17 protein-coding genes and 1 riboswitch are annotated in these 20,559 nt (G+C 42.2%); of the genes, 13 read left to right on the plus strand and 4 right to left on the minus strand.

Translation table 11 applies throughout. The annotated features are described in order from the left end of the window. The first annotated feature begins 5 nt into the window (after window positions 1–5). Window positions 6–197, plus strand: a riboswitch (cobalamin riboswitch). Between the two features lie 154 nt (window positions 198–351). From R2Q80_RS04380 to R2Q80_RS04390, 3 genes are all read left to right on the plus strand, one after another. Further along, window positions 352–1,275 carry a PKD domain-containing protein gene (locus tag R2Q80_RS04380; protein WP_316798417.1) on the plus strand — a complete coding sequence of 308 codons (924 nt, stop codon included), beginning with the start codon at window positions 352–354 and terminating at the stop codon, window positions 1,273–1,275. A 12-nt stretch (window positions 1,276–1,287) separates the two neighbouring features. Further along, a complete protein-coding gene (locus tag R2Q80_RS04385) occupies window positions 1,288–2,391 on the plus strand; it encodes a DUF5074 domain-containing protein (protein ID WP_316798418.1) in 1,104 nt (367 codons plus the stop codon). Between the two features lie 474 nt (window positions 2,392–2,865). Continuing rightward, window positions 2,866–4,521, plus strand: coding sequence for a 2,6-beta-D-fructofuranosidase (locus R2Q80_RS04390; RefSeq protein WP_316798419.1), 1,656 nt, complete (start codon window positions 2,866–2,868; stop codon window positions 4,519–4,521). 88 nt (window positions 4,522–4,609) lie between these two features. On the opposite strand, the gene R2Q80_RS04395 is transcribed toward R2Q80_RS04390, so the two are convergent. Then, entirely contained in the window at window positions 4,610–5,749 is a 1,140-nt protein-coding gene (locus R2Q80_RS04395; RefSeq protein ID WP_316798420.1) for a hypothetical protein, read from the minus strand. Window positions 5,750–5,773: 24 nt separating this feature from the next. Next, entirely contained in the window at window positions 5,774–6,667 is an 894-nt protein-coding gene (locus R2Q80_RS04400; protein ID WP_316798421.1) for a TssN family type VI secretion system protein, read from the minus strand. 117 nt (window positions 6,668–6,784) lie between these two features. Here R2Q80_RS04400 and R2Q80_RS04405 point away from each other — a divergent pair, with 117 nt between their 5' ends. Next, window positions 6,785–7,723, plus strand: coding sequence for a type VI secretion system baseplate subunit TssG (locus R2Q80_RS04405; RefSeq protein ID WP_316798422.1), 939 nt, complete (start codon window positions 6,785–6,787; stop codon window positions 7,721–7,723). Window positions 7,724–7,745: 22 nt separating this feature from the next. Here R2Q80_RS04405 and R2Q80_RS04410 read toward each other — a convergent pair whose 3' ends face one another. After that, window positions 7,746–9,617, minus strand: a complete 1,872-nt coding sequence (locus R2Q80_RS04410) for a hypothetical protein (RefSeq protein ID WP_316798423.1) — start codon at window positions 9,615–9,617, stop codon at window positions 7,746–7,748. A gap of 27 nt (window positions 9,618–9,644) precedes the next feature. Continuing rightward, complete coding sequence (locus R2Q80_RS04415) at window positions 9,645–10,079, minus strand: GPW/gp25 family protein (RefSeq protein WP_316798424.1); 435 nt, start codon at window positions 10,077–10,079, stop codon at window positions 9,645–9,647. Window positions 10,080–10,268: 189 nt separating this feature from the next. On the opposite strand from R2Q80_RS04415, the gene R2Q80_RS04420 reads away from it, so the two are divergent. The 9 genes from R2Q80_RS04420 to tssD all read left to right on the plus strand — a co-directional run bounded on the left by R2Q80_RS04420 (window position 10,269) and on the right by tssD (window position 20,549). Next, the gene (locus R2Q80_RS04420; protein WP_316798425.1) at window positions 10,269–10,790 is read left to right on the plus strand and encodes a hypothetical protein; all 522 of its coding nucleotides are present in this window, start codon (window positions 10,269–10,271) and stop codon (window positions 10,788–10,790) included. A gap of 9 nt (window positions 10,791–10,799) precedes the next feature. Continuing rightward, a complete protein-coding gene (locus tag R2Q80_RS04425; RefSeq protein ID WP_316798426.1) occupies window positions 10,800–11,288 on the plus strand; it encodes a type VI secretion system transmembrane protein TssO in 489 nt (162 codons plus the stop codon). Between the two features lie 31 nt (window positions 11,289–11,319). Then, complete coding sequence (locus R2Q80_RS04430) at window positions 11,320–12,297, plus strand: PKD domain-containing protein (RefSeq protein ID WP_316798427.1); 978 nt, start codon at window positions 11,320–11,322, stop codon at window positions 12,295–12,297. A 41-nt stretch (window positions 12,298–12,338) separates the two neighbouring features. Then, the gene (gene tssR, locus R2Q80_RS04435; RefSeq protein WP_316798428.1) at window positions 12,339–14,714 is read left to right on the plus strand and encodes a type VI secretion system protein TssR domain-containing protein; all 2,376 of its coding nucleotides are present in this window, start codon (window positions 12,339–12,341) and stop codon (window positions 14,712–14,714) included. Window positions 14,715–14,716: 2 nt separating this feature from the next. Next, on the plus strand, window positions 14,717–17,233 hold the full coding sequence (locus R2Q80_RS04440; RefSeq protein WP_316798429.1) for an ATP-dependent Clp protease ATP-binding subunit: 2,517 nt from the start codon (window positions 14,717–14,719) through the stop codon (window positions 17,231–17,233). Between the two features lie 52 nt (window positions 17,234–17,285). After that, window positions 17,286–17,732, plus strand: a complete 447-nt coding sequence (locus R2Q80_RS04445; RefSeq protein WP_316798430.1) for a hypothetical protein — start codon at window positions 17,286–17,288, stop codon at window positions 17,730–17,732. Between the two features lie 22 nt (window positions 17,733–17,754). After that, the gene (locus R2Q80_RS04450) at window positions 17,755–19,143 is read left to right on the plus strand and encodes a DUF5458 family protein (protein ID WP_316798431.1); all 1,389 of its coding nucleotides are present in this window, start codon (window positions 17,755–17,757) and stop codon (window positions 19,141–19,143) included. A gap of 127 nt (window positions 19,144–19,270) precedes the next feature. After that, entirely contained in the window at window positions 19,271–19,840 is a 570-nt protein-coding gene (locus R2Q80_RS04455; RefSeq protein ID WP_316798432.1) for an NAD(P)H-dependent oxidoreductase, read from the plus strand. 313 nt (window positions 19,841–20,153) lie between these two features. Beyond that, window positions 20,154–20,549, plus strand: a complete 396-nt coding sequence (tssD, locus tag R2Q80_RS04460) for a type VI secretion system tube protein TssD (protein WP_316798433.1) — start codon at window positions 20,154–20,156, stop codon at window positions 20,547–20,549. Window positions 20,550–20,559: the final 10 nt, after the last annotated feature.

A 20,559-nucleotide genomic window follows, 5' to 3' on the forward strand; every position in this document is an offset into this window, starting at 1 on the left:
AATTTTACCTTTGCCACGCTTTTGGTTCCCGGCTTTGTTCGGGATTAAAAGGGAATGCGGTGAAACTCCGCAACTGTCCCGCAACTGTAAGCGTCATAACGATTTTCTATTCTCGCCACTTTCGTGTTTCAAATCATGATGGGAAGGCAGAAAATCGGACGTAAGTCAGGAGACCTGCCTAATTGCATTATGATTTGTAGTCCTCGGGGATTGGGACTAACAATGAGACTTTGAATTTAATAATCATTTTTTAACCAGGTTTTGTCGCTGTTTTTGCCGATGAGATTGAGCATTTGAATGATGCCCTGCTTTACGCGTGTGTATTTTTCAGCTGCCGTAAATACTTATACTATGAAAATCAACTTTCCCGGAATTTTGATTCTGTCCACTATGTTGCTTATTTCCTGTAAAAAAGAGGTGAGCGAGGTAAAGGAGGAAGAGAATCCGGTTGTTCATTCATCTCCCTACATCAATAAGATTTACGAATTCAAACAGGCTCCCGGACAGTTTACCAACGACCTGGTTAAAACAGATATTCTGATCGGTAGCGCGGGCAACGGCCTGGTTTCACTTGGGGCTTACGGTGGTTTTATTGTTTTTGGTTTTGATCATCCGGTTGAAAATGGTTCGGGGGCAGATCTGGGAATTTATGGCAATCCCTTGATTGCTTCGGGTATGGAATTCTCTGAGCCCGGAATTGTTTGTGTGATGAAGGATGAAAATAAAAACGGTTTACCTGATGATACCTGGTATGAGCTTGCGGGGAGTGAATATAATGCCTCGACAACAATTAAAGGTTATTCCATTACCTACCACAAGCCTGCTACACTGAGTGATGATATCCGGTGGACAGATAACCAGGGTAAGGAGGGGCTGGTATTGAGAAACCAGTTCCACAGCCAGGATTATTTCCCGTCCTGGGCAACTAACAGCACCATCTCATTCACGGGTACCCTGGTGAAAAACACTTTAGTGGCCGGGGCAATCATTAGTAATAAACCATTGGCATATGGTTATACTGATAATGGCTCCAGCGAATACCTGGCTTTACAGGAAAAGTTGGGCAGGGGTTACAATACATTTGATATCGACTGGGCGGTAGATGCTTCAGGGAAAAGGGTAACCTTAAATGCGGTCGACTTTGTGAAGGTATACACTGCGCAAAACAATAATGGAAACCCTTTTCATCCGGACCTGAGCAATGAGCGGTCGAGGTATATTGGCGAAATATCAACGGAGTTTGGTGGCGCTGCAGATCTGAAGCTTTTAAAATAAAATAATAAATAGATGAAACAATTTAACACAAAAAAACTATTAATCGGTGCTGTATTGGTGAGTTCGCTGCTCTACTCTTGTAAAAAGGACAACGTAGCCGAACCGGTTTCAGATAGCGCTGCACGTAAATACGAAAATGGTTTTTTTGTCATTGGCGAGGGCTCTTATGCTCAGAATTCGGGTGCGGTAAGTTTTTACCGCTATGGAGATGATACCCTTTCCATACGCGCTTACGAAAAAGAAAATCCTGGAAAGATATTGTCTAACACGGCTAAAACTTCTACCCTTCAGTTTGCATCGATAATTAATGGCAGCATTTACCTACTGTGTAAAGTGAACGGGCCTATTGTAAAGGTAAATGAATACACTTTAAAGGAGGAGGCCAGATATGTACAGGAATCCAGTAATTGGAGAAGCATCATTCAGGTAGATGGCACAAGGGGTTTGGTGAGTGCGAACGATGGCGTTTACCAGATAGATCTGAACACCCTGGCGATCCAGAACAAATTAGCTGCGGTTGGTGCAGTGAATACCGGCGACATGTGGAAGAAGGGTGATTATATTTATCTTTTACAATCTAACGGCGCTAAAATTGTATCTGCGGGCAATTACTCGCTTGCAAAAAGCTTTTCAAATATTACAAGGGGATTTGCGCAGACTCCAAATGGCAAACTATGGGGATCTACCGGCTCGCGTTTGATAGCGATTGATAACAATCTTGATACTGCGGGTGTGGCATTGCCGGTAGCTGTAGGTACGTTTGGTCTTGATGCACCTACCAGGCTCACCGCATCGACTAAGGAGAATGCAGTTTTCTACCATTCAGGAACTTCTATCTATAAATATGTTGATGGTAATGCATCGTCTTTAAGTCAGCCATTCATTACCATTACTGACACTCCTTTTATGATTTATGGTGCTATCCGTTACGACCGGAATAAGGATTATATCGTGGTCAATGGCATTCAGGGCTATGGGGCTGCCTCAACCGTTAATTACCTGCTGATCTACAACGCCTCAACCGGTGCCTTGGTTAAGAAAATCAGGTATGGAGGCGATGGTGTGGTAGCAGATTTCAGCAAGATATTTTTTAACGACATCGCTGTCTTCCACTAATCTTAATTATAGTCACGTTCTCTGGCGCTACCCAAGTCATTGGGGGCGCCTCTTTCGTTTTCGGGCAAGGTTTGAGAGCTCTTCAGCCATCTACTGTATTAACTCCCAGGCAAGTTAAGGTCAATTTCGGGAATTTTACGGGTGTTGTTGTGGCCACGTTTTGGTGTGTGCTGACGATTTTGGAGGCAGCAGGGGGTAACCTTGTGCAGTCCCCGGCGGTGCTAAAAGCCTTCGTAGTGGAGCATTCCCGAGGTAGACCCGGAGTTGTGTTGCAGTTGTTTCGAGGTTGGGGTAGACCGGAGGTGGACAGGGGGTAGACTTGAGGTAGAGAAAAGGTAGAGTAATCGATGTGTTTTGAAGCAGGTGATCATCAGGGATATTGATGGAACCTTTGGAGGAATATAATGCTAAAGTAGCAAAAAAAGAGGAGATTACATCCTGATTTTTTGTTGTAAAAAAGATAACTTAGTTGATATGAAAAACATAACCTATACTGTCAAACTCCTCGTTACTGTATTGATTCTCGGTATATGTAACCAGATAAATGCGGCAGAACTTACCATCAAGGTGACAAAACAATACCTGAATTTGCCTATTTCGCAGCAGCAGGAAAGAAAAAAGATGACTTTTGAGGTGAATGGTAAAGAAGAGCGGTCGTTTGTAATTCGCTTAGCGAATGGCTCTCCCGAATACTGGGTTTTTTGTGATGTAAGTGCTTTGAAAGGGAAAACGATTAAAATCAGTTATGAGGGCGATGGAAGTGGCTTGACTAAAATCTATCAGGCTGACGAAATTGATGGACAGGATGTTTTATATGAAGAGAAAAACCGTCCACAGTTTCACTTTACCACCAAACGGGGCTGGATCAACGACCCTAACGGAATGATTTTTTATGAAGGAGAGTACCACCTTTTTTATCAGCATAACCCTTATGAAAGAGAGTGGGAAAATATGTCGTGGGGACATGCGGTGAGTAAAGATATGATTCACTGGCAGGAGTTGCCTACCGCTTTGTTTCCGGATGATTTGGGTACGATGTTTTCGGGTTCGACGGTAATTGATTATCAGAATACTGCTGGTTTCAACAAAGGAAAAACCCCGGCAATGGTAGCCGCTTACACGGCGAATACAGCTGATAAACAGACGCAGTGTATTGCTTACAGTCTGGATAAAGGCAGGACGTGGACGAAGTACAGCAGGAATCCGGTTATTGATTCGAAGGCAAAATGGAACAGCGTCGATACTCGGGACCCCAGAATATTCTGGTATAAACCGGGTAAGCATTGGGTGATGGTTTTAAATGAGCGCGACGGGCATTCGATCTATACTTCGGATAACCTAAAAGACTGGACGTATCAAAGCCACACAACCGGTTTCTGGGAGTGTCCGGATTTGTTTGAGTTGCCTGTTGATGGGGATAAAAGCAAAACGGAATGGGTGATGTACGGGGCATCGAATAATTATATGATCGGGTCGTTTGACGGCAAGAAGTTTACACCGGAAGCGGGGAAATACTACTATGTTACCGGAACGATTTATGCTGCTCAAACCTTTACCAATATTCCTGAATCAGATGGGCGCCGTATTCAGATTGGCTGGGGCAGGGTGAATCACCCGGGCATGCCTTTTAATGGTATGATGCTGTTGCCTACAGAACTGAAACTGAAAACAACAAAAGAAGGTGTACGTCTATTCAGTGAGCCTGTTAAAGAGACTGAACAGCTGTTTACTCCGGTGGATAAATGGTCGGCTTTAAGTGCTGATGAGGCAAACAGCCATTTAAAACCCTTTGCAGATGCAGGCACACTTCGTATCAAAGCTAAAATTAAATTATCGCATGCGACGAGTGCAGGTATTAGCCTAAACGGGCAAAAGATACTGGATTATGATATGAATTTTAATCTGGTAAAAGGGATGTTTTATTCTCCGGAAGACCGGACGAGCATGGAGCTATCTGCTGACATCTATATTGACAAAACATCAATAGAGGTATTTATTGATGGTGGTGCTTATTCATATTCAATGCAGCGTAAAACAGACGATCAGAATAAAGAGGGCTTTCGTTTCTGGGGGACCAATATTGAGGTTAAGGCGCTGGAAGTGTTTTCAGTGAAGTCAATTTGGAAGTAGCGGCAGGGAAGGCACAAAACGATATTGGCATAGCTAACTATCGTTTTGTGCCATTTGCTTTATATTTTATTGCTTTAAAGAAATGAGATTAATCCAATAAGGTCCATGTTTTGCGGGCCTGTACTTGGTGTACAACCTGTTGTTCGGCAACTACAATGTTTTCTTTGCGCTGACCGATGTATTCCAGTCCGCTCAACTTATTCCATAGGGCTACCAGAACCGATAAAAACTCATTTACAGTTACCATAGACTGGTTGATTTGTTTATGGTCGTACACCAGCTCTATGGTTTTAGCAAGCAGTTCTTCAAAATTACCGGGGGTAACATCTTTCCATTCGTAGAAATATTTTAATAGTTCTTCCCTTTCGCGCGGATCGATTAATTTGATCGCGGTGAAGAAGATGTGCGCCAGGCTGGAGAAATAACCTACCAGCATGGATGGTGATTCGCGGTGTGCCACATTGCGGTAATCGTAAAAAATAGCGGCAATATAGTCGACCACTTTTTCGGAGATGAGGCGGATATTTTTGCCCAGGGGAGTGATGTTGTCTCTCCCTCCGGTTTTGTCGATAATTTTGAAAGAGGCCAGTTGCAGATCATTCAGCAAAACACTGAACGTTTCATAATATCGGATTAAAGCTGGGTGACTGGTGATGGTTGCACTAGGTGCAATATATGATCTGTTGATGGTCAGGCGGCCATTTTCATGGTATACCTGACCTATGGTAAGGAAGTAGTTGTCGGGTAACTGACTGGCGATTTCACTTTCAGGTAATACCACAATGCTATAAGCTTTTGCCAGTTCGGGATATCTCAGGGGGCTTTCTTCAGGATCAGGAATTCCTGCGGGCACCCGGTTGAAGGGATTCACGACGAGGAGGATTACATAATTGCGGGGTTCAGACTGTCCGAAATAATGATTGTGCACCAGGTTGTCGATGGCATCGCTCTGGAGGATATCAATGTGGCAACCTTCAGGGGTTACGGCATTACAATATTTAACCCTGATTTCGATGTGATTTGTTGCTTTCTCTGTAATCTCGATTTCATGGGAGCTGTTGTATCCCGCAAAAGGGGGTAGAAAACCGTAATTACTGTTATTGAGGTGCAGAGATGCCGCATCGCGCACAAAATCCTGGAGGTAGAGGTCGCTCCTGGTAAAATGCCCGCTGGAGAGTTTCATTCCATTTATCCAGTTAATCGGCTTATATCTCAAAGGCTTAATCATAGTAAATGTTTTTTATAGGTGAGATTAAATAAAGATAGCACTTTCTCCGGTCTCGTGAGCGACGTTAACGTTTTCAGATACCCGTTTGGCGTAGATGGTCATTTTCTCTGAGATGCCGTTCTGAGCGATATCAAGATCGGGATCGATAAAGAGGTTACGTTTGAAAAAAGAAGTCTTCACAAAAAAGATCCAGCGGTACCCATCCTGGTGATCGTCCCGGAATTCGACAGGGTTTTTGGCGAACTTGAGGTTGTAATCGTCGATAAACTTATGGAACCAAACGCCGAAGTTCATGTTTGCCGGTGCTTTTACCTTCACCTTAAGGGGTTCAGGATCGCTGCTTTTTTTATACAGTTCCAGTTCAAGAACGAGGAGTTTATTGAAATCGATGTGATCCATATTGATATCCAGCGGAACGTCAGGATACTTCCAGATTTTGTAAATTTCTGAAGGGATATTGAGCAGGGCTACATAGGCCCACCAGAAAATGAGGGGTACGAAAAACCAGGAGATACTGCCTGCGCCCCACCAGCCAAAATTGACATCGCTGAGCCAGTTGAAAGCAAGCTGATACAGGTATACGGCTAATAATGCGGAGATAAATGCGGCAAAGAAAATAAATACTTTGCGATCGAGGAGTGGTGCAGCATAAAATTTAGAGAGCAGGTAAACCATTAAAATACCTGTTAAAACATAGTAAATGCAGCAAATGATGTATCCCCAGGGCATAAAATTAAAATTGAGGAAACCTAAAAAGCCGGGCAATGCTAAAATGATGCCTGTGAGCAGAACACTTACGATCAGTTTTTTGTTATTGAGAAACTGATTCTTCTTATTGATGATGGAAAGTACCGCTGCGGATACTAAAAAAATTAAAGGAAATAAGAGATAACGTATAAAAAATGATTGAACGTCCATTGTTAAATTAGGTAAAGATGTATTGCAAATATAGTATCTTTAAGAAATGATTCTAATCCTTAGTCTTAGTGATAATATAAATTTAACGAATAACAAAGAAGCTAGCTGAATGTTTAAATGAAAAAGGCAAAGATTGTAAATAACGAACTTTTTACCGATTACAAAGCAGTGGTACATGCTGCCGACCTGATAGAAAGAGAGGTAGTCCATCCGGATGCGCTGGAAATTTTACCCATTGGGGGCGATAAACGGGCCTTTTCGAAAGACATTGCAGAGACGGAGCAGTATTACAGTGAACGCAGGCGGCAAGACCGGGTGCGCATAGCGGTAAACAGGGAAGGACTTTATGATATGTTGCCCGAAGGGCTGTTTCATCGTCCGCCGCGAGGTTCTTCGGGGATGGATGAGGAGGGGATGATTAAAGACATTAAGGAGCGGAGGGAAGAAGAAAAAGAAGCGCGTTTATTTTTCAGTCCTTTTGATGCCGAACTGAACCATGCCCGATTGATTGCTGAATTATACGAGAATAAACTGGATAAGAAAACCACCTATCCGCACCTTAATCTGATTTTTGAAAACAGCTGGGATGAGTTTAGTTTGCTTAATAAAGAGCAGAGTATTATCTGGATGCATTTGCTTCCGGAAATACAAACCCGAAGGAACGATATTCCTTTTGTTTCTCAGGTGCTGACTGCACTTTTTAATATCCCGATTCAGATTTCGGATATTTCCAGTCACGTTAAACCGGAACCTGTAGCTGATGATATGCAAATGGAGCTTGGTAAAAGTGATTTGGGGATTGATACCATTATTGGCAATGATTTTATGCCTGATTATGATTTGCTGAACATCAGTATAGGTCCTGCTTTACCTGGCGAACTGGTTGGGTTTATGCCTGGAAAAAAGAACCGGGAGATTATGGATATGGCTTTAAGTTATCTGGTTCCCCTTGAAACCGAGGTGCAGGTAGATTTACTCACCGACCCCGATTTTCAGGAAACAACTTTAAGTGAAGACGGTGAAAATGCCTATCTGGGATTCACCGTATTTCTCTAACGAAGTTATTGCCTGATGTACATCAGGCAAAGCTATACCCGGGCGTTTTCAGCATCATTCTGAAATGGATGTTCATTGTACTTCTTAATTTTATTTTCGACAGTGTGAGGTCTAACAGCTCATTCCAGCTTTCGGTGGATAAGCCTGAAAAGGGGGCTGGTTCGATGATGATATCGGTGGTTTTGATAAAGCCTGAATTGGGCTTATTATCGAGTATTAAGCCTTTTGCCAGGGTTACCCCTACAATTTTATCAGCGAGTTCGTACTTGCAAAAGCTAATGATATCCGCGCGGGTAATTAATCTGTCGGCCGTTGTTAATCCATATTTATAGGCCTGCACCCTGTTGGTTGCTGTAAGTTTTGAGCGGCCGCCTTTGGTTTGGGTAAGAAATTGTATGCTTTCTGCATTTAGTTTCGGATTGTTATAAGCTGCAAGTTTGTTCCCGGCGTTGATTTTATTGGCTTCTTCCGCCTGTGTAACCCAGATATCAAGAAATACGATATCGGCATCGTCTAAAGGTTTGAGGATGATGTAGCTTGGTAACTCTTTCACAGCGCGAAGCGCAGAACGGCTTTTCTGCTCAATGAGTGCGATATTCTGTTCCAGGTTTTTAAGTGTAGTGCTTAAGAAATCTGGTCCGTAAGCAGAGAAAGCGGCCTTCTCGTCGCGGAGGAGTTCAAATAGATAATCCATCAATTCTTTGGCATTCCGTGTATCGAAACGTTCGGTACCTCCATATCGTATAGAAAAAGAGCCATCTCCTTTTTCATTTTCGTTGGTATAAGGGATTTCATTATAACTTTTTCCTTTATTATCTCTCAAGCTTTCCACGGCCAGCATATGCTCCAGGTCTTCCGTTTTAATTGGAATGACGTTGTTCATGGTTTTGAGGCGGTGTTTAATCTGGTGGAGTTTTTTATTTACTACGGGGAAGGCGTTGATGGTGATATGCAGTTCATTCAACATTTCCTGTGTAATGGATGCGGGCAGCACCAGTTTTAACCAGAGTACATTTTCCAGCTGCTGTAATGTTGCGGGCTGAAAGACCTGATTAAAATCTGCAGGCCATTTTTCTGAGCCGGTTGACACCACGTCATTTAAATCTGCCAGGGTAATGAATCTGTTGCTGTAGAAATGGAGTACATCGGCTTTTATGAGATTCAGTAATTGCTTATGGTGGAAAGGCGCATTGACTTTAGATGCAGAATGATCATCCATAAAACGCTCTGTGTGGGCGCTGACCGGATTATCCTGATAGAACCACTTTCCGAGTGCGAGCAGATCATAGGTATTGTCGGGAACTGCGTAGTTTTTCCAGTCGAAAAAGAAATTTAATTTATCCAGTTCCATCCAGTCTTTGATGCCGTTTAGTCCGATGTATACCGTGTTTTTTTCGAGGGTAGCGCTGGCAAAGTTGCCTGCAAGGGGTGTTCTTTGATTTTGTTCTATTTTATGGATGAGGCTGCCGGTGGCTACGTATTTCACGGCTCCTTTCAATAATTTTACCTGATGGAGCGGACTGAAGAAGATGTCGGTTTTTTTGTTTTTCGTTTTATCATCTTCCTGGCTTTGAATGTTCTTTTTAAAGGAGAATTGCGTATGCAGGGAAATGAGTTCTTCATTTTCGAGCGGGCTGGCCTGGATAATAGCATGGGCAGGGAGGGCAGAGGTGAGGTGATCCGGTGCGAGAATCCTGCTGATTTTATCAAAGATTCTGTTTTCGAGGTTCCTTACATCATTGGTTACATTGAAAAGTTCGTTGCTTAAGGCGTCGATGATCAGTTTGATGAGGGGATCGAAGTCGTTACTGTCTTTGATGTTCCAGAAATTTTCGGCATTTTTTAAGATTCTGTTTCTGATTTCTTCCTTTGATGAATAAAAACCTGGTTTCATGTGTATAATATTTTGGGCGATAATTTATTAAGTAGAGAGTGGGCTTAAAAAAAGTGCGATATTGAAAAAATATTTTTCTCCTGTAGCCTTTATCAGACCACGGACACTAATATCCACCTTTTTCTTGATCTCAGTAATTTTACGAAGGGGATATACATTTTCGACTTCGGTAATCCGCACCTCTACCTCGATCTGGTAAATGCGGGTTTCGTATTCACTGATGGACTTCTGTAAAGATTTACGGAATTTTTCTTCCCATATACTTTCGCTCACGATGAGTTCGAAATCAAGATCCCATATCTCACAACCGAAATTGTGGTTATAACGGTTTTCTCCGTAACGAGTAAAGATAATCAGCTCCAGGTGGTTCGAAATAGACTTTCCGAGGTCAGTAGTCTGAAGATCAGCATCGAGGAAAAGTTTGTTAAAACGAAAAGGCTTAGCATAAAAATTTTCAGACATTGGGAATTTGGCTTAGTGTTTGTTAAAAGTAAAATTAATCATTAACAATAAAAAACGTTTTAGTTTAAAACAACGAAAACCTGATTTTGTTATAGATCAAAAATTAATCCGAAATTTCAGTGAGGGGTTTAGCGAAGGGAGACGTCGGATTACTTTTACAACAATGTAATAAATTAATATCCACTCTCTATGAGACCTATTAATGCACTCGAAATCCGAAGCTCTTACTGGCGCTTCATTCTCAGTTTTACTTTTTTAACGGCATTTTCTTTATGCTGTATTTATCTTTTTTTTGCTGCATCAGATAAGGAGTATGTTTTGCTGGAGCAGAAAGTAAAAGAAACGGAGCAACTTTCTTCGCTCCGGAAAGAAATCAATACCAATTTTGATCTGATTCTGTTACGTTTTAAAGAGCTTTCCAAATACCGGAATTACAATGCAGATGAATTGAGCAAACAGGGTATTTTGCTGGGCGAAATTCAGAATGCCAATTACCGGATTAAAGACCTGATCGCTAAAAAACCGTATTCCAGTATCAGTTTTGACCTGTATGATAAGCTCAATAATAATGTGGGTGCTATGGCAGGTCTTCAGGATTCCCTGTCAGACAGCCGCTTCAGCATTGAAAGTTACCGTGATCAGCTCGATCACTGTTTAAAAGCAAACCGTACTGCCGTTACCCGAATTCGCAGTGGCCGCTTTGGCCGTTAATTTACGAACATGATAAAATTAAGTTTAAAAGAGAGAAGAGAGCAGTTTTTGTTTTTCTGTGCACTTTTTGTGATTGCCGTCGGGCTGTTGAGTTTCGGCATATTCTACACTTCAAAGTCGCGCTATGAGATATCGAAGCAGGAGCTTGAAGTAAAAATCAGTGAAAATCAGGCTTTTGAAGATATGGTTAAAGAGACCATGCCCGCAATTGACTCTTCATACAAGCAGATTATCCGTTTTGATCCTAATGTGCAGGCCGTTTTTCTGCGTAGTGATATCCAGAATCAGCTTAATTCAATTAAGGCGGCTTATGAGAGGAGGGCGGCCGATTCGAGATACAAAACGTTTATTCAGACCTCTCAGCTTTACGACATTCTGTTTTATGATAAACAGGAATTGAAAGGCAATTTAAGAGATGTTGAAGGGCTAAAAAGAAGTCTTGATGATTGTGTGATCTCCCGGCGACAACTACAGCAAACCATATCTACCCAAAAATAAAAAATAAACATCAACCTATAAAAACGCTAATATGTCTGACACAAACACCAAACAGGTCAACTCGAATTCGCAGGGCTACGTGATTTTGTACATTCTTCTTGCTGTACTACTGCTCAGTGGCCTGATTTTCCTTTTTAAGAGTTCTCTGTTTGAAAAGAGATCAATTGAAGCAAGAATTTTAAAAGACGAAATTTATTTAAATGAAGATTTAGTATATACCGATAATACACCAAAGGCTGCGAAATGGCAGTGGGAATTTGGGAACGGGGAGAAATCGAATACGCAAAATGGTTCTTATCACTATGCAAAACCCGGCTCATATATTGTGCGGCTTACTGTTGACGGCGAGTTAAGAGAACAGTTTCCTGTAAATGTGCGCGACACCATACGGAGCATTGTGGATAGTGTACTTACGATCAGCGGCCCAACAGCGGGTGTGGTGAACGAGGAAGTAAGGCTGGAAGGGGATGGCGAGGGTAAGAATTTCGAGTGGTCGTTTGGTGAAACTGGAAGGGTGGATGTGAAAGGTAAAACGGCACTTTATACCTACCGGGCACCTGGGAAGTATGTGGTACGCTTAAGATCAGATAAAAGTGCGAGACCTATTTACCACACCATTCTGATTACCGATCCGAATTCTGAAATCGTTCAGGATCTGGTGGCGCCTGGTGATGGCGAGCGCAAAACCATCGACGATATCCGGGCACGGTTACAGGCTATTGCCAACGGTGCTGATTTCAATTACAATTATTATTACCTGGTTAACAAATACATGTGTGGCAATGAAAAAGTAACGGTAAATGTGGAGATGAACGGAAAGAAAAAACAGACTGATATTTACTCTTATTGTATGGGCTTAACCTTCGGTGGAGAGATTGCCGTTGATGAGGCGCAGCTCACCATCAAGCCTAACTCGTCTTGTGCCAGTCTGGTAAGCATTAAGCAACACTCTGCTACCGCACAACCCACACCAGCCACTAATTCGGCAGACATTCAGGCCAGAAACTAACCCTAACTCTACACCTCACCTCAAATATCATTGTATTGACTATGAAAAAATATTATGCACTCTCGATACTTCTTTTAGCTGTGTTTACGGTGCAGGCACAATCGCCTGCTGCTTTCGGAAAGAAAGTGAAGTACATGCCTAAATCATATGAAAAACCTTCGGAAACGATTAATGTAAATGAAAGTACCAGCGGCAGCAGTTTGCCCTGGATTGTATTTTCTGATCGCGATGATAACTACACCACGACTGCACCCGGTGGAAGTTTAATTATGAAAAAGCTGAATTTTATGGAGCCATTTTATGTTTCGAAAGAAGATAATGGCTACCTGAAGCTAATTAAGTACAAAGCAGGGATGATCAGGGGAAGAAAGATTAATGACAAAAAAAGTGCGATTAGTTACGGATGGATTCCTAAATCGAAGTTGTTGCTTTGGCAACGTTCTTTTTCGAACCAAAAAAATGGTTATGCCGAGAAAGCAATTGGTATCATCAATGGTAAAACACCATTGAGTGAGGCTAAGTTTTATTATGATACGACCGATTCTATTCTGGTTTACAATACACCTGAACTGAAAGACCGGAGGACCAAGGTTCGTTTGCATGAAATTGCCTATATCTATAAAAAGAGTGAGGACGGTAAAAAGTATCTGATTGGTTCATCTGATCAGCTGGTTGCCGACAGTGCTTTGAGGAGCATTTATGGATGGGTATCGGCTGAGGCAGTGCACAGCTGGGGAGACCGTTTGTACATCACCTCAAACAAACCTGGGAATTATGATGTAGACGATTCAGCATCGACCGCGATTAAAAGCGGGTTGAGCGGAGCCGGAAAGTTTGTGGTTGATCCGTTATTGCAGCCTGAGAACCTGATATTGAGGAGTGTTCCGGTTTTAGCCGATCAGGACGGTACTTATTCTGTTGGTTTGGCAAATGATGTTTATAATAAAAAGGATAATCGGCTTTTAACGATCAACGGTTCATCATTAACGTTTCAGGATTACCTTAACTTAAGAAAAAACAAGAATAAGGTTAATGTGGTATTTGTAGTTGACGGGGGGAGTGCGATGACAAAGTATTTTTCGGGCATGACCAATACCATTTCTTCGTTTGAAAATATATTGAATGATTTCGGCCATGGTACCAAGGTAAGTTATGGTGGTGTGGTTTACAGGGGAAATGGTGGTTGTTCGGTTCCGGGTATTTTTGTAAACAACATCCAGAACGATTACCGTGAACTGATGTCGTTTCTGATTAACCAGGCAAAAAATACAGACAGGTGCAACGGTGAGATCACCGATCAGCCGGTATTCTCCGCGGTTAAAGCAGGGTTAAACTTATTTAAAAATAAAAAGAATGAAACCAACCTGATTATTCTTGTAGGCAGCACCGGTGACTCGGGCGGCACCAACAATTACCTGATTAATGAGCTGAGCGAGCAGGTAGCCGTGGCAGACGCAAGAATACTGGCTTTGCAGGTTTACAGTGATTTTAATCAATCGTTCAACAATTTTGTCATCCAGTCGCGTAAGTTGGTTTCAGAATCGGCGATCCGGGCAGCCGATTACCGGAAAAGTATTATGGTTAAAGGAGAAGGTCTGAAAACGTTTCAACCCTACAATACGAGTTTGCAGGATTCTATTTCCTATTACCTTGATTACCCTACCAATAGTCTGATTCAGGGCGGGGTCGTTTTCCCGACTAAAGGATCGGTAAACTCAAATCAGAGTATGGGTATCGCTTTAAGGCGATTTGTGAAGCAAACGAATATGGATATTTATACGCAGATCAGCTCACTGGACAGTGCCTTCCGTTTAACCGGTATTGCACGTAAGAACCTATCGGCTGATGTGGAGGGTATGTTGAATCAGCCCGTTGGTGCGGAAGTTGCGGATCATATGCCGCATAATGCGTTTAAATATTTTAGTGCAGGCAATTTTTCGGGCGATGCGGTGAAAAACAACCGTGGTTCGCTGCAGTATGCCATTGTATTAAATGATATGGAATACAAGCAGATTACAGATATTTTCTCGGTCATGCTGGGTGAGAATCTTCAGCAGGATCTGTCTTCTTTCAGGAGCAAGCTGGTGAAGAACTACACGCAGCTTCCGAAGCAGCTTCTGGGCATGAAAGTTTCATCTGGTACGGTTAAATCCATGACACTTGCGGCCTACCTTAAGCTGGTAACCGGTTTACCGGTATCAAACGAAATGTTGAACCAATATACGGTTGGGGATTTGAAAAACAGCTCAAAAATGCCTTTGCCACAATTTGAAGCTTACATTAAGTTATTGAGCCAGTCGGTGCAACAAATAAAGCATGCCACCCAGGTGGAGCAGCAGTTTTTATCGAACGGAAAAACCTATTACTACATTACCGAAAACAATTTTAACCCGGCTTTAACGCCGAACACCAAATAGCTATGGCCATTACAAATTTAAGCGAGTCGGTTAAAACGGCATTGCATATTGCACAGTCGCTGGCGAAGGAGTACCGGAATGAGCGTTTCACTGCTGCCCATCTGCTGAAGGGACTGATGCATAAGGATGTGGGATTGAGGTCGTTCTTAAGCTCGATTGGAAAGGATGAAGAATACATCAGCGAATGGGCTGAAGTTCGGATTGATGAACTGGAGAAAACGGCCAATGTAAATGAACAGGTTATTGGCGGGCCGGAGATTGCTGTGATTTTTGAAGAGGCCGACAATGTGCGGATTAAACTTGGATTAGACCTGGTTACCCCTGTTTGTGTTTTAACCGCACTGTGTAAAGCTGGTGTGGGCTTTAAGGCCGATCAGTTGAAGTCGTTTCCGATTAAGGAAAGAGAGATTCTGGATTTATATGTTAAAGACGAAGAGATCAGCCGTGCCGTATCGCCTGAAAAGGGGGGAGTGGTAAAGGATTCCAAAACCACGGGCAATGCCCTTTATAAATTTTGTATTGACCGGTTGCAGCAGGTGAGGGACGGAAAAACAGACGCGATTATCGGAAGAGATAAAGAAACGCGGATGATGATGGAGATTTTGTGCCGGAGAACCAAACCGAATGTGATTTTAACCGGCGACGCGGGTGTAGGAAAAACAGCGTTGGTAGATGGCTTTGCACTTGATTTAGTAGAGGGTAATGTTCCTGAAAGTTTAAAACACGTGCAACTTTTTGAACTTGATTTAGGTTCGCTCATTGCGGGTGCATCTTACAAAGGTGAAATTGAGGACCGTTTAAAAAACATTATCAAAGAGATTAAGCAATTTTCTAAAGCCGTATTATTTATCGATGAGATACATACACTACTCGACAGTAAAGGCCCGGTGGGTGCGGGTATTGGTAATTTGCTGAAGCCGGAACTTGCCAGAGGAGAAATAACGGTTATTGGTGCAACAACGATTGATGAGTACAGGAAGATTATTGAACCTGAGCAGGCTTTTAGCCGGAGGTTTGAAGTTTTACAGGTAAATGAACCCAATGAAGAAAGTACCATCAAAATGCTGGAGAAACTGACTGTAAAATATGAGGAGCACCATGTGTTGAGTATTGACCGGGATGCCTTATCGGAATGCGTACGGTTGGCTAAACGCTATATGAAAGACCGGAGGCTGCCTGATTCTGCATTCGATTTACTGGACCGGACGATGGCTGCGATGAAGATGATGAATGATACATCGGACCGTGCTATTGAGGGTTTGACTTCGGAACTTGAAACATTGCGGGCCGGCGAGAATTTGGATGAGGCTGCAAAGTTTGCCGACTATAAATGGCTTTACAGTTTGCTTCAGAATAAACTTAGTCCGGTTTTATTGGGCCGACTGACGGATGAGACCCAAACCGATGCCTTTGAAACTGCCGAAGAATTTGAAGGATACCTGCAACATAGTTTAGATGATTTGAAAATTTATGCGGCCGATAAACGCGACAGGATCACGAAACAGGACATTGCTTCGATTGTGTCGTACAAAACCGGAATTCCGATGGGGAAACTACAGGCTGGCGAAAAAGAAAAGCTGCTGAATATGGAGCAGTATTTAAAGAAAAGAGTTGTCGGTCAGGATCAGGCTTTAAAAGCTGTTTCTGACGCAATTCTGGAATCGAGGAGTGGTTTAAACAAAAAGGGCCAGCCTATTGGTTCATTTTTTCTGCTGGGCCCAACGGGTACCGGTAAGACTGAGCTTGCAAAATCTATTGCGGAGTTTTTGTTTAACGATGAAAAAGCCATGATCCGGTTTGATATGTCGGAATTTAAAGAAGAGCATAGTGCTGCCTTATTATACGGTGCGCCTCCGGGCTATGTTGGCTACGAGGAGGGTGGTTTACTGGTGAATAAAATCCGCCAGCAACCTTACTCTGTTTTGCTTTTCGATGAGATTGAAAAAGCCCACCCTTCGGTGTTTGATACCTTTTTACAGATTCTGGATGAAGGCCACATGCATGACCGTTTAGGTAAAGAAGGCGATTTCAGCAATTCACTAATTCTTTTTACTTCGAATATCGGCAGTGAATGGATTGCAGAGCAGATTGCACAGGGTCACGTACCTGTTTCCAACGAGCTGATGGAGGTGATGGCCGGACATTTCCGTCCGGAGTTTCTGGCCCGTATTTCGGAAATTGTACCATTTGCGCCAATCAATGAAAGTAATGTGGTGCGGATTTTCGAAATTCAACTGAAGAGCCTGATTGAATCGCTGGCTAAACAGGGCATCTCTTTCGAGATTGCTGAAGATGCCAAAAAAATGATTGCACTGGATGGCTTTACGCCTAAATATGGCGCGCGGCAGTTATCGGCAGTGATCAGGAATTTACTGCGCCGGCCGATTTCGAAATACATCATTTCAGGTGAATTGAAGAAAGGTTCGGTCATTAAAGTGAGCAAGCATCCTGAGGAGGAAAAGCTGGAATGGGAAATAGTTGAGCCAGCGACTGTTGCATTGGAACAAAATTTGAATTAAAACGTTAAGTACATATAACTTACAAAACCATTAACCCTAAAATCTACATACTATGTTTAATTATGAAATTGGCGGTAATGAGCGCAAGGTGGACACGTCGGAAGCCTTTGCTGAAATTGCCCACAACAAAACGCTTTTTGTACAGAAACTAACCGATAATGAACCTATAAAGCCAGAAAAAGTTGAAGGATTGAAAACCGTGAAGGAAGTATTTGATCATTATAAGCCGAGTGTAAAGGTAGCCTTTGAAAAGCAAGATGGCTCTACTGTGGGTGAGACGCTGAACTTTCATGAGTTGGGCGACTTTGGCGTGAAAAATATTATCAATCAAAGCAGTTACCTAAGCGACGTAAACATTGAACGTGAAATGTCGCTTAATGTAATTAAGCAACTCAAGTCGAACAAAACATTGAAGGCCACACTGGATGATGAGGAAACAAAAACTGCATTCATTAGTGCCTTAAAGAATTTTGTAGACGAATTGGAGCAAAATAAATAGTTAACGATCTAAAACTTTAGTTATGTCAAATCCTCAGGAATTACAAACCGAACAAAATAACGATCAGGCTGCATACCGGTCAGCTGAGACGAGAACCATAGAAAAAACACCATTAAAAGATAACCTGGAACAACTGGCCAGGGTGGGAGGTTTCGATTTATTAGAAGCTACCGTAGACGGGCTTCAGAATTTAAACCCTGAACGTAAGGCCAGGAAGCAGATTTTTTTAACGGGTGATGAAAAGAAAAAAGAACGGGCAGAATTGCAGAAGAAGCTTCAATTGTGGATTGATGTTCTGGAATCGTCGAACTCTGTAGCTGACATGGTTGAAAAGAGCACGGGAAAATTAGCTGCTGCGGAAGAAAATTTAAATAAAAACATTGGTACTGCTCTTGAAACGACAAGAGAACTGGAACAGGCTTACCGTTCTGTGCATTTGTTTTATAAAAATACCGAGTCAGATAAACTTAAGAATGTGGTGTTGCTGAATGCTTCGATGGATCAGATCAAAGATCTGGATAATCCACGTTTCATTGAATATGTTGATGATGAACTGAAACAGAATTACGACCGCCTTGATTTGCGTAAAAATTACTCTCTAGTGGTTGTTCCGGGGTATATGGGATCAAATAAAGTGGTAGAGCGCTGGGGTAAAATTGCGCACAACAACAAGGCCATGCTGGTAACTGACTTTGCGGATCTGGATCAGCCGGATGATGTTCTTGATTTATTTACTGCTGCTAATCTGACCGGGGGCGATGCCTTCCGTTCGAACGTGATTATGACCTGTAACTGGTTAGTGGGCAGGGGTAAAGTAGCAGAAGTTGGAGAGGAAGATGATTTGACGGTTCCGGGATCGGCGGCACTTGCCGGGAAGATGTATTATACATTAATGTCGCAGGTTACAGCAGGTAAGAAACATGGTGCAATGAACGAAGTTGACGGGGTAAAATTCGATTTGAAAAAAAGCGAGATCTCCCATCTGGAACGCGTTGGTTTAGTGCCTATGGTAAACGAATATGGTAAGGTGATGGCTTTTTCTGCAAAAACTTTGTTTAACGGCGACAATATCGGGCTACAAACGTATTCAGTGGTGAGGGTATTTGACTACATTACGAAAGTTTTATTCGATTTTCTTAACAGACGGGCATTTGAGAACTGGACATCGAAAACCGAACAGGATTTGCGTGGCCAGATTGTGAAGTTTCTGGATGGTATTCAGGGTGCTGACCGATTGATTGAAAGGTTTAAGATTATGCGTTTCGAGCGTGATGAACAACAAAAAGACAGGATTCATCTGGATATTCACATTACGCCATACTTCCCTGCAAAGAGTTTTGTGGTGAAACTAGATGGCCACAAAGGTGAGGATGAAAGTACCACCTGGAATACCGCATACGACCAGCAATAAGCTGAATTTAATCTGAAATATAAAGAACCCAGCCCAAAAAGCTGGGTTTTTTATTGGCATATCTATTGGAGTTAACAAATTCTTTATAATTTTGTAACGCATCGGCCAGATCAGATTAATCCAAAAAATGAAGCAAGTACTTATCCTAAACGGGGATATCGAAAAAACCGAGTCTACAAATTTCCTGATTAATGCCTATAAGAAAGGTGCTGAAAGTGCAGGTGCAACAGTAAAAGAACTGGCCATAATAGATCTCATTTTCAATCCTAACAAATTATTTAACAACCGGCAGATTGCTGAGCTGGAACCAGATTTGCAGAAATCGCTTCAAGCCATCAGGCAGAGTCAGCATGTGGTATTGTTTTGCCCTGTGTATGTAGATCATATTCCTGCAAAAATCAAAGGTTTTTTCGATCGTTTGTTTATGCCTGACCAGATTTTCAGCTCACATCAAAACATCAATAATAATTTCAGTGGCCGTTCAGCGCGCATTGTTTCTATCCTGGATGAAGCTACTTTTAAGGAATGGAAAGCGAATAAAAAAACCACTTATTTATCAATTAAGAAGCCGGTACTGGAAAAATGCCGAATGAGTCCGGTTTTGACGAATACGATCGGCGCTTTACATTCACTGGATAACCATTATAGTCAGAAATGGCTGGTCAAAATGGAGAAGTTTGGCAGTCAACTGATTTAATGAAGATTTTTAAATACGGAAGTGTAGAAAAAAGCTACAGGTTGTTGCCTTTTTCTACATCACTTATCATTTTGCGATTGTATTAGAAAAAATACATTTCTTTTTTACCTATCTCCTGGAGCCTGTATTTCTATCAGACTTTCTACTGTAGCCCAATTCTGACTTGTTCTTGTCTGTTCAAAGTTGAAAACGTCTACATATAACCATTTAGCGAAAATTCTATCGCGTGTTTTTGGCCTGATCTTTGGTTAATATTGGATGGCGGCGGAGGCTGCAAATATTCAATTTTATTTAACCTTTAAATTTTAAAACTATGGCTTTCAAAGCTAGATTAAATTTTTCAGGCAAGGAGTACGATGTGCTTCATTGTGCCTATGCGTTAAATCGCGATGTAGATGCTAAGGGAAGACCTTCTTCCGGAGTCTATGGCGGAACCATTGATATTGAGATCGAATCGACAGAGGACACCTCAATTATCGAAGCAATGGTAAACAACCAATACAAACCTATTACGGGAACCCTTCTGATCAAGAAGACAGAGGAAGATGCCAAAATGAAAGAAGTAAGCTTCGAGGATGGCTACATTGTTAAATATTCCGAAGGGATAAACATTGTGGGAGATCATCCGATGACGTTGAAATTTCAGATTTCTGCGCGCAAGCTTAAGCTTGGTAATGCAGAGCATCTGAACGACTGGCCTAAAGCTTAATAAGCTTCAA

This window comes from Pedobacter frigidisoli (genome assembly GCF_032678525.1).
GTDB classification, from domain to species: domain Bacteria; phylum Bacteroidota; class Bacteroidia; order Sphingobacteriales; family Sphingobacteriaceae; genus Pedobacter; species Pedobacter frigidisoli_A.

Bases quoted from the DNA above. Each gene is read 5' to 3' on its own strand.
- R2Q80_RS04385 (WP_316798418.1), top strand. From the start codon at position 1,288: ATGAAACAATTTAACACAAAAAAACTATTAATCGGTGCTGTATTGGTG.
- tssR (WP_316798428.1), top strand. From the start codon at position 12,339: ATGAAAAAATATTATGCACTCTCGATACTTCTTTTAGCTGTGTTTACG.
- R2Q80_RS04410 (WP_316798423.1), bottom strand. From the start codon at position 9,617: ATGAAACCAGGTTTTTATTCATCAAAGGAAGAAATCAGAAACAGAATC.
- R2Q80_RS04425 (WP_316798426.1), top strand. From the start codon at position 10,800: ATGATAAAATTAAGTTTAAAAGAGAGAAGAGAGCAGTTTTTGTTTTTC.
- R2Q80_RS04380 (WP_316798417.1), top strand. From the start codon at position 352: ATGAAAATCAACTTTCCCGGAATTTTGATTCTGTCCACTATGTTGCTT.
- R2Q80_RS04440 (WP_316798429.1), top strand. From the start codon at position 14,717: ATGGCCATTACAAATTTAAGCGAGTCGGTTAAAACGGCATTGCATATT.
- R2Q80_RS04405 (WP_316798422.1), top strand. From the start codon at position 6,785: ATGAAAAAGGCAAAGATTGTAAATAACGAACTTTTTACCGATTACAAA.
- R2Q80_RS04400 (WP_316798421.1), bottom strand. From the start codon at position 6,667: ATGGACGTTCAATCATTTTTTATACGTTATCTCTTATTTCCTTTAATT.
- R2Q80_RS04455 (WP_316798432.1), top strand. From the start codon at position 19,271: ATGAAGCAAGTACTTATCCTAAACGGGGATATCGAAAAAACCGAGTCT.
- R2Q80_RS04430 (WP_316798427.1), top strand. From the start codon at position 11,320: ATGTCTGACACAAACACCAAACAGGTCAACTCGAATTCGCAGGGCTAC.
- R2Q80_RS04445 (WP_316798430.1), top strand. From the start codon at position 17,286: ATGTTTAATTATGAAATTGGCGGTAATGAGCGCAAGGTGGACACGTCG.
- R2Q80_RS04415 (WP_316798424.1), bottom strand. From the start codon at position 10,079: ATGTCTGAAAATTTTTATGCTAAGCCTTTTCGTTTTAACAAACTTTTC.
- R2Q80_RS04450 (WP_316798431.1), top strand. From the start codon at position 17,755: ATGTCAAATCCTCAGGAATTACAAACCGAACAAAATAACGATCAGGCT.
- R2Q80_RS04420 (WP_316798425.1), top strand. From the start codon at position 10,269: ATGAGACCTATTAATGCACTCGAAATCCGAAGCTCTTACTGGCGCTTC.
- R2Q80_RS04390 (WP_316798419.1), top strand. From the start codon at position 2,866: ATGAAAAACATAACCTATACTGTCAAACTCCTCGTTACTGTATTGATT.
- R2Q80_RS04395 (WP_316798420.1), bottom strand. From the start codon at position 5,749: ATGATTAAGCCTTTGAGATATAAGCCGATTAACTGGATAAATGGAATG.
- tssD (WP_316798433.1), top strand. From the start codon at position 20,154: ATGGCTTTCAAAGCTAGATTAAATTTTTCAGGCAAGGAGTACGATGTG.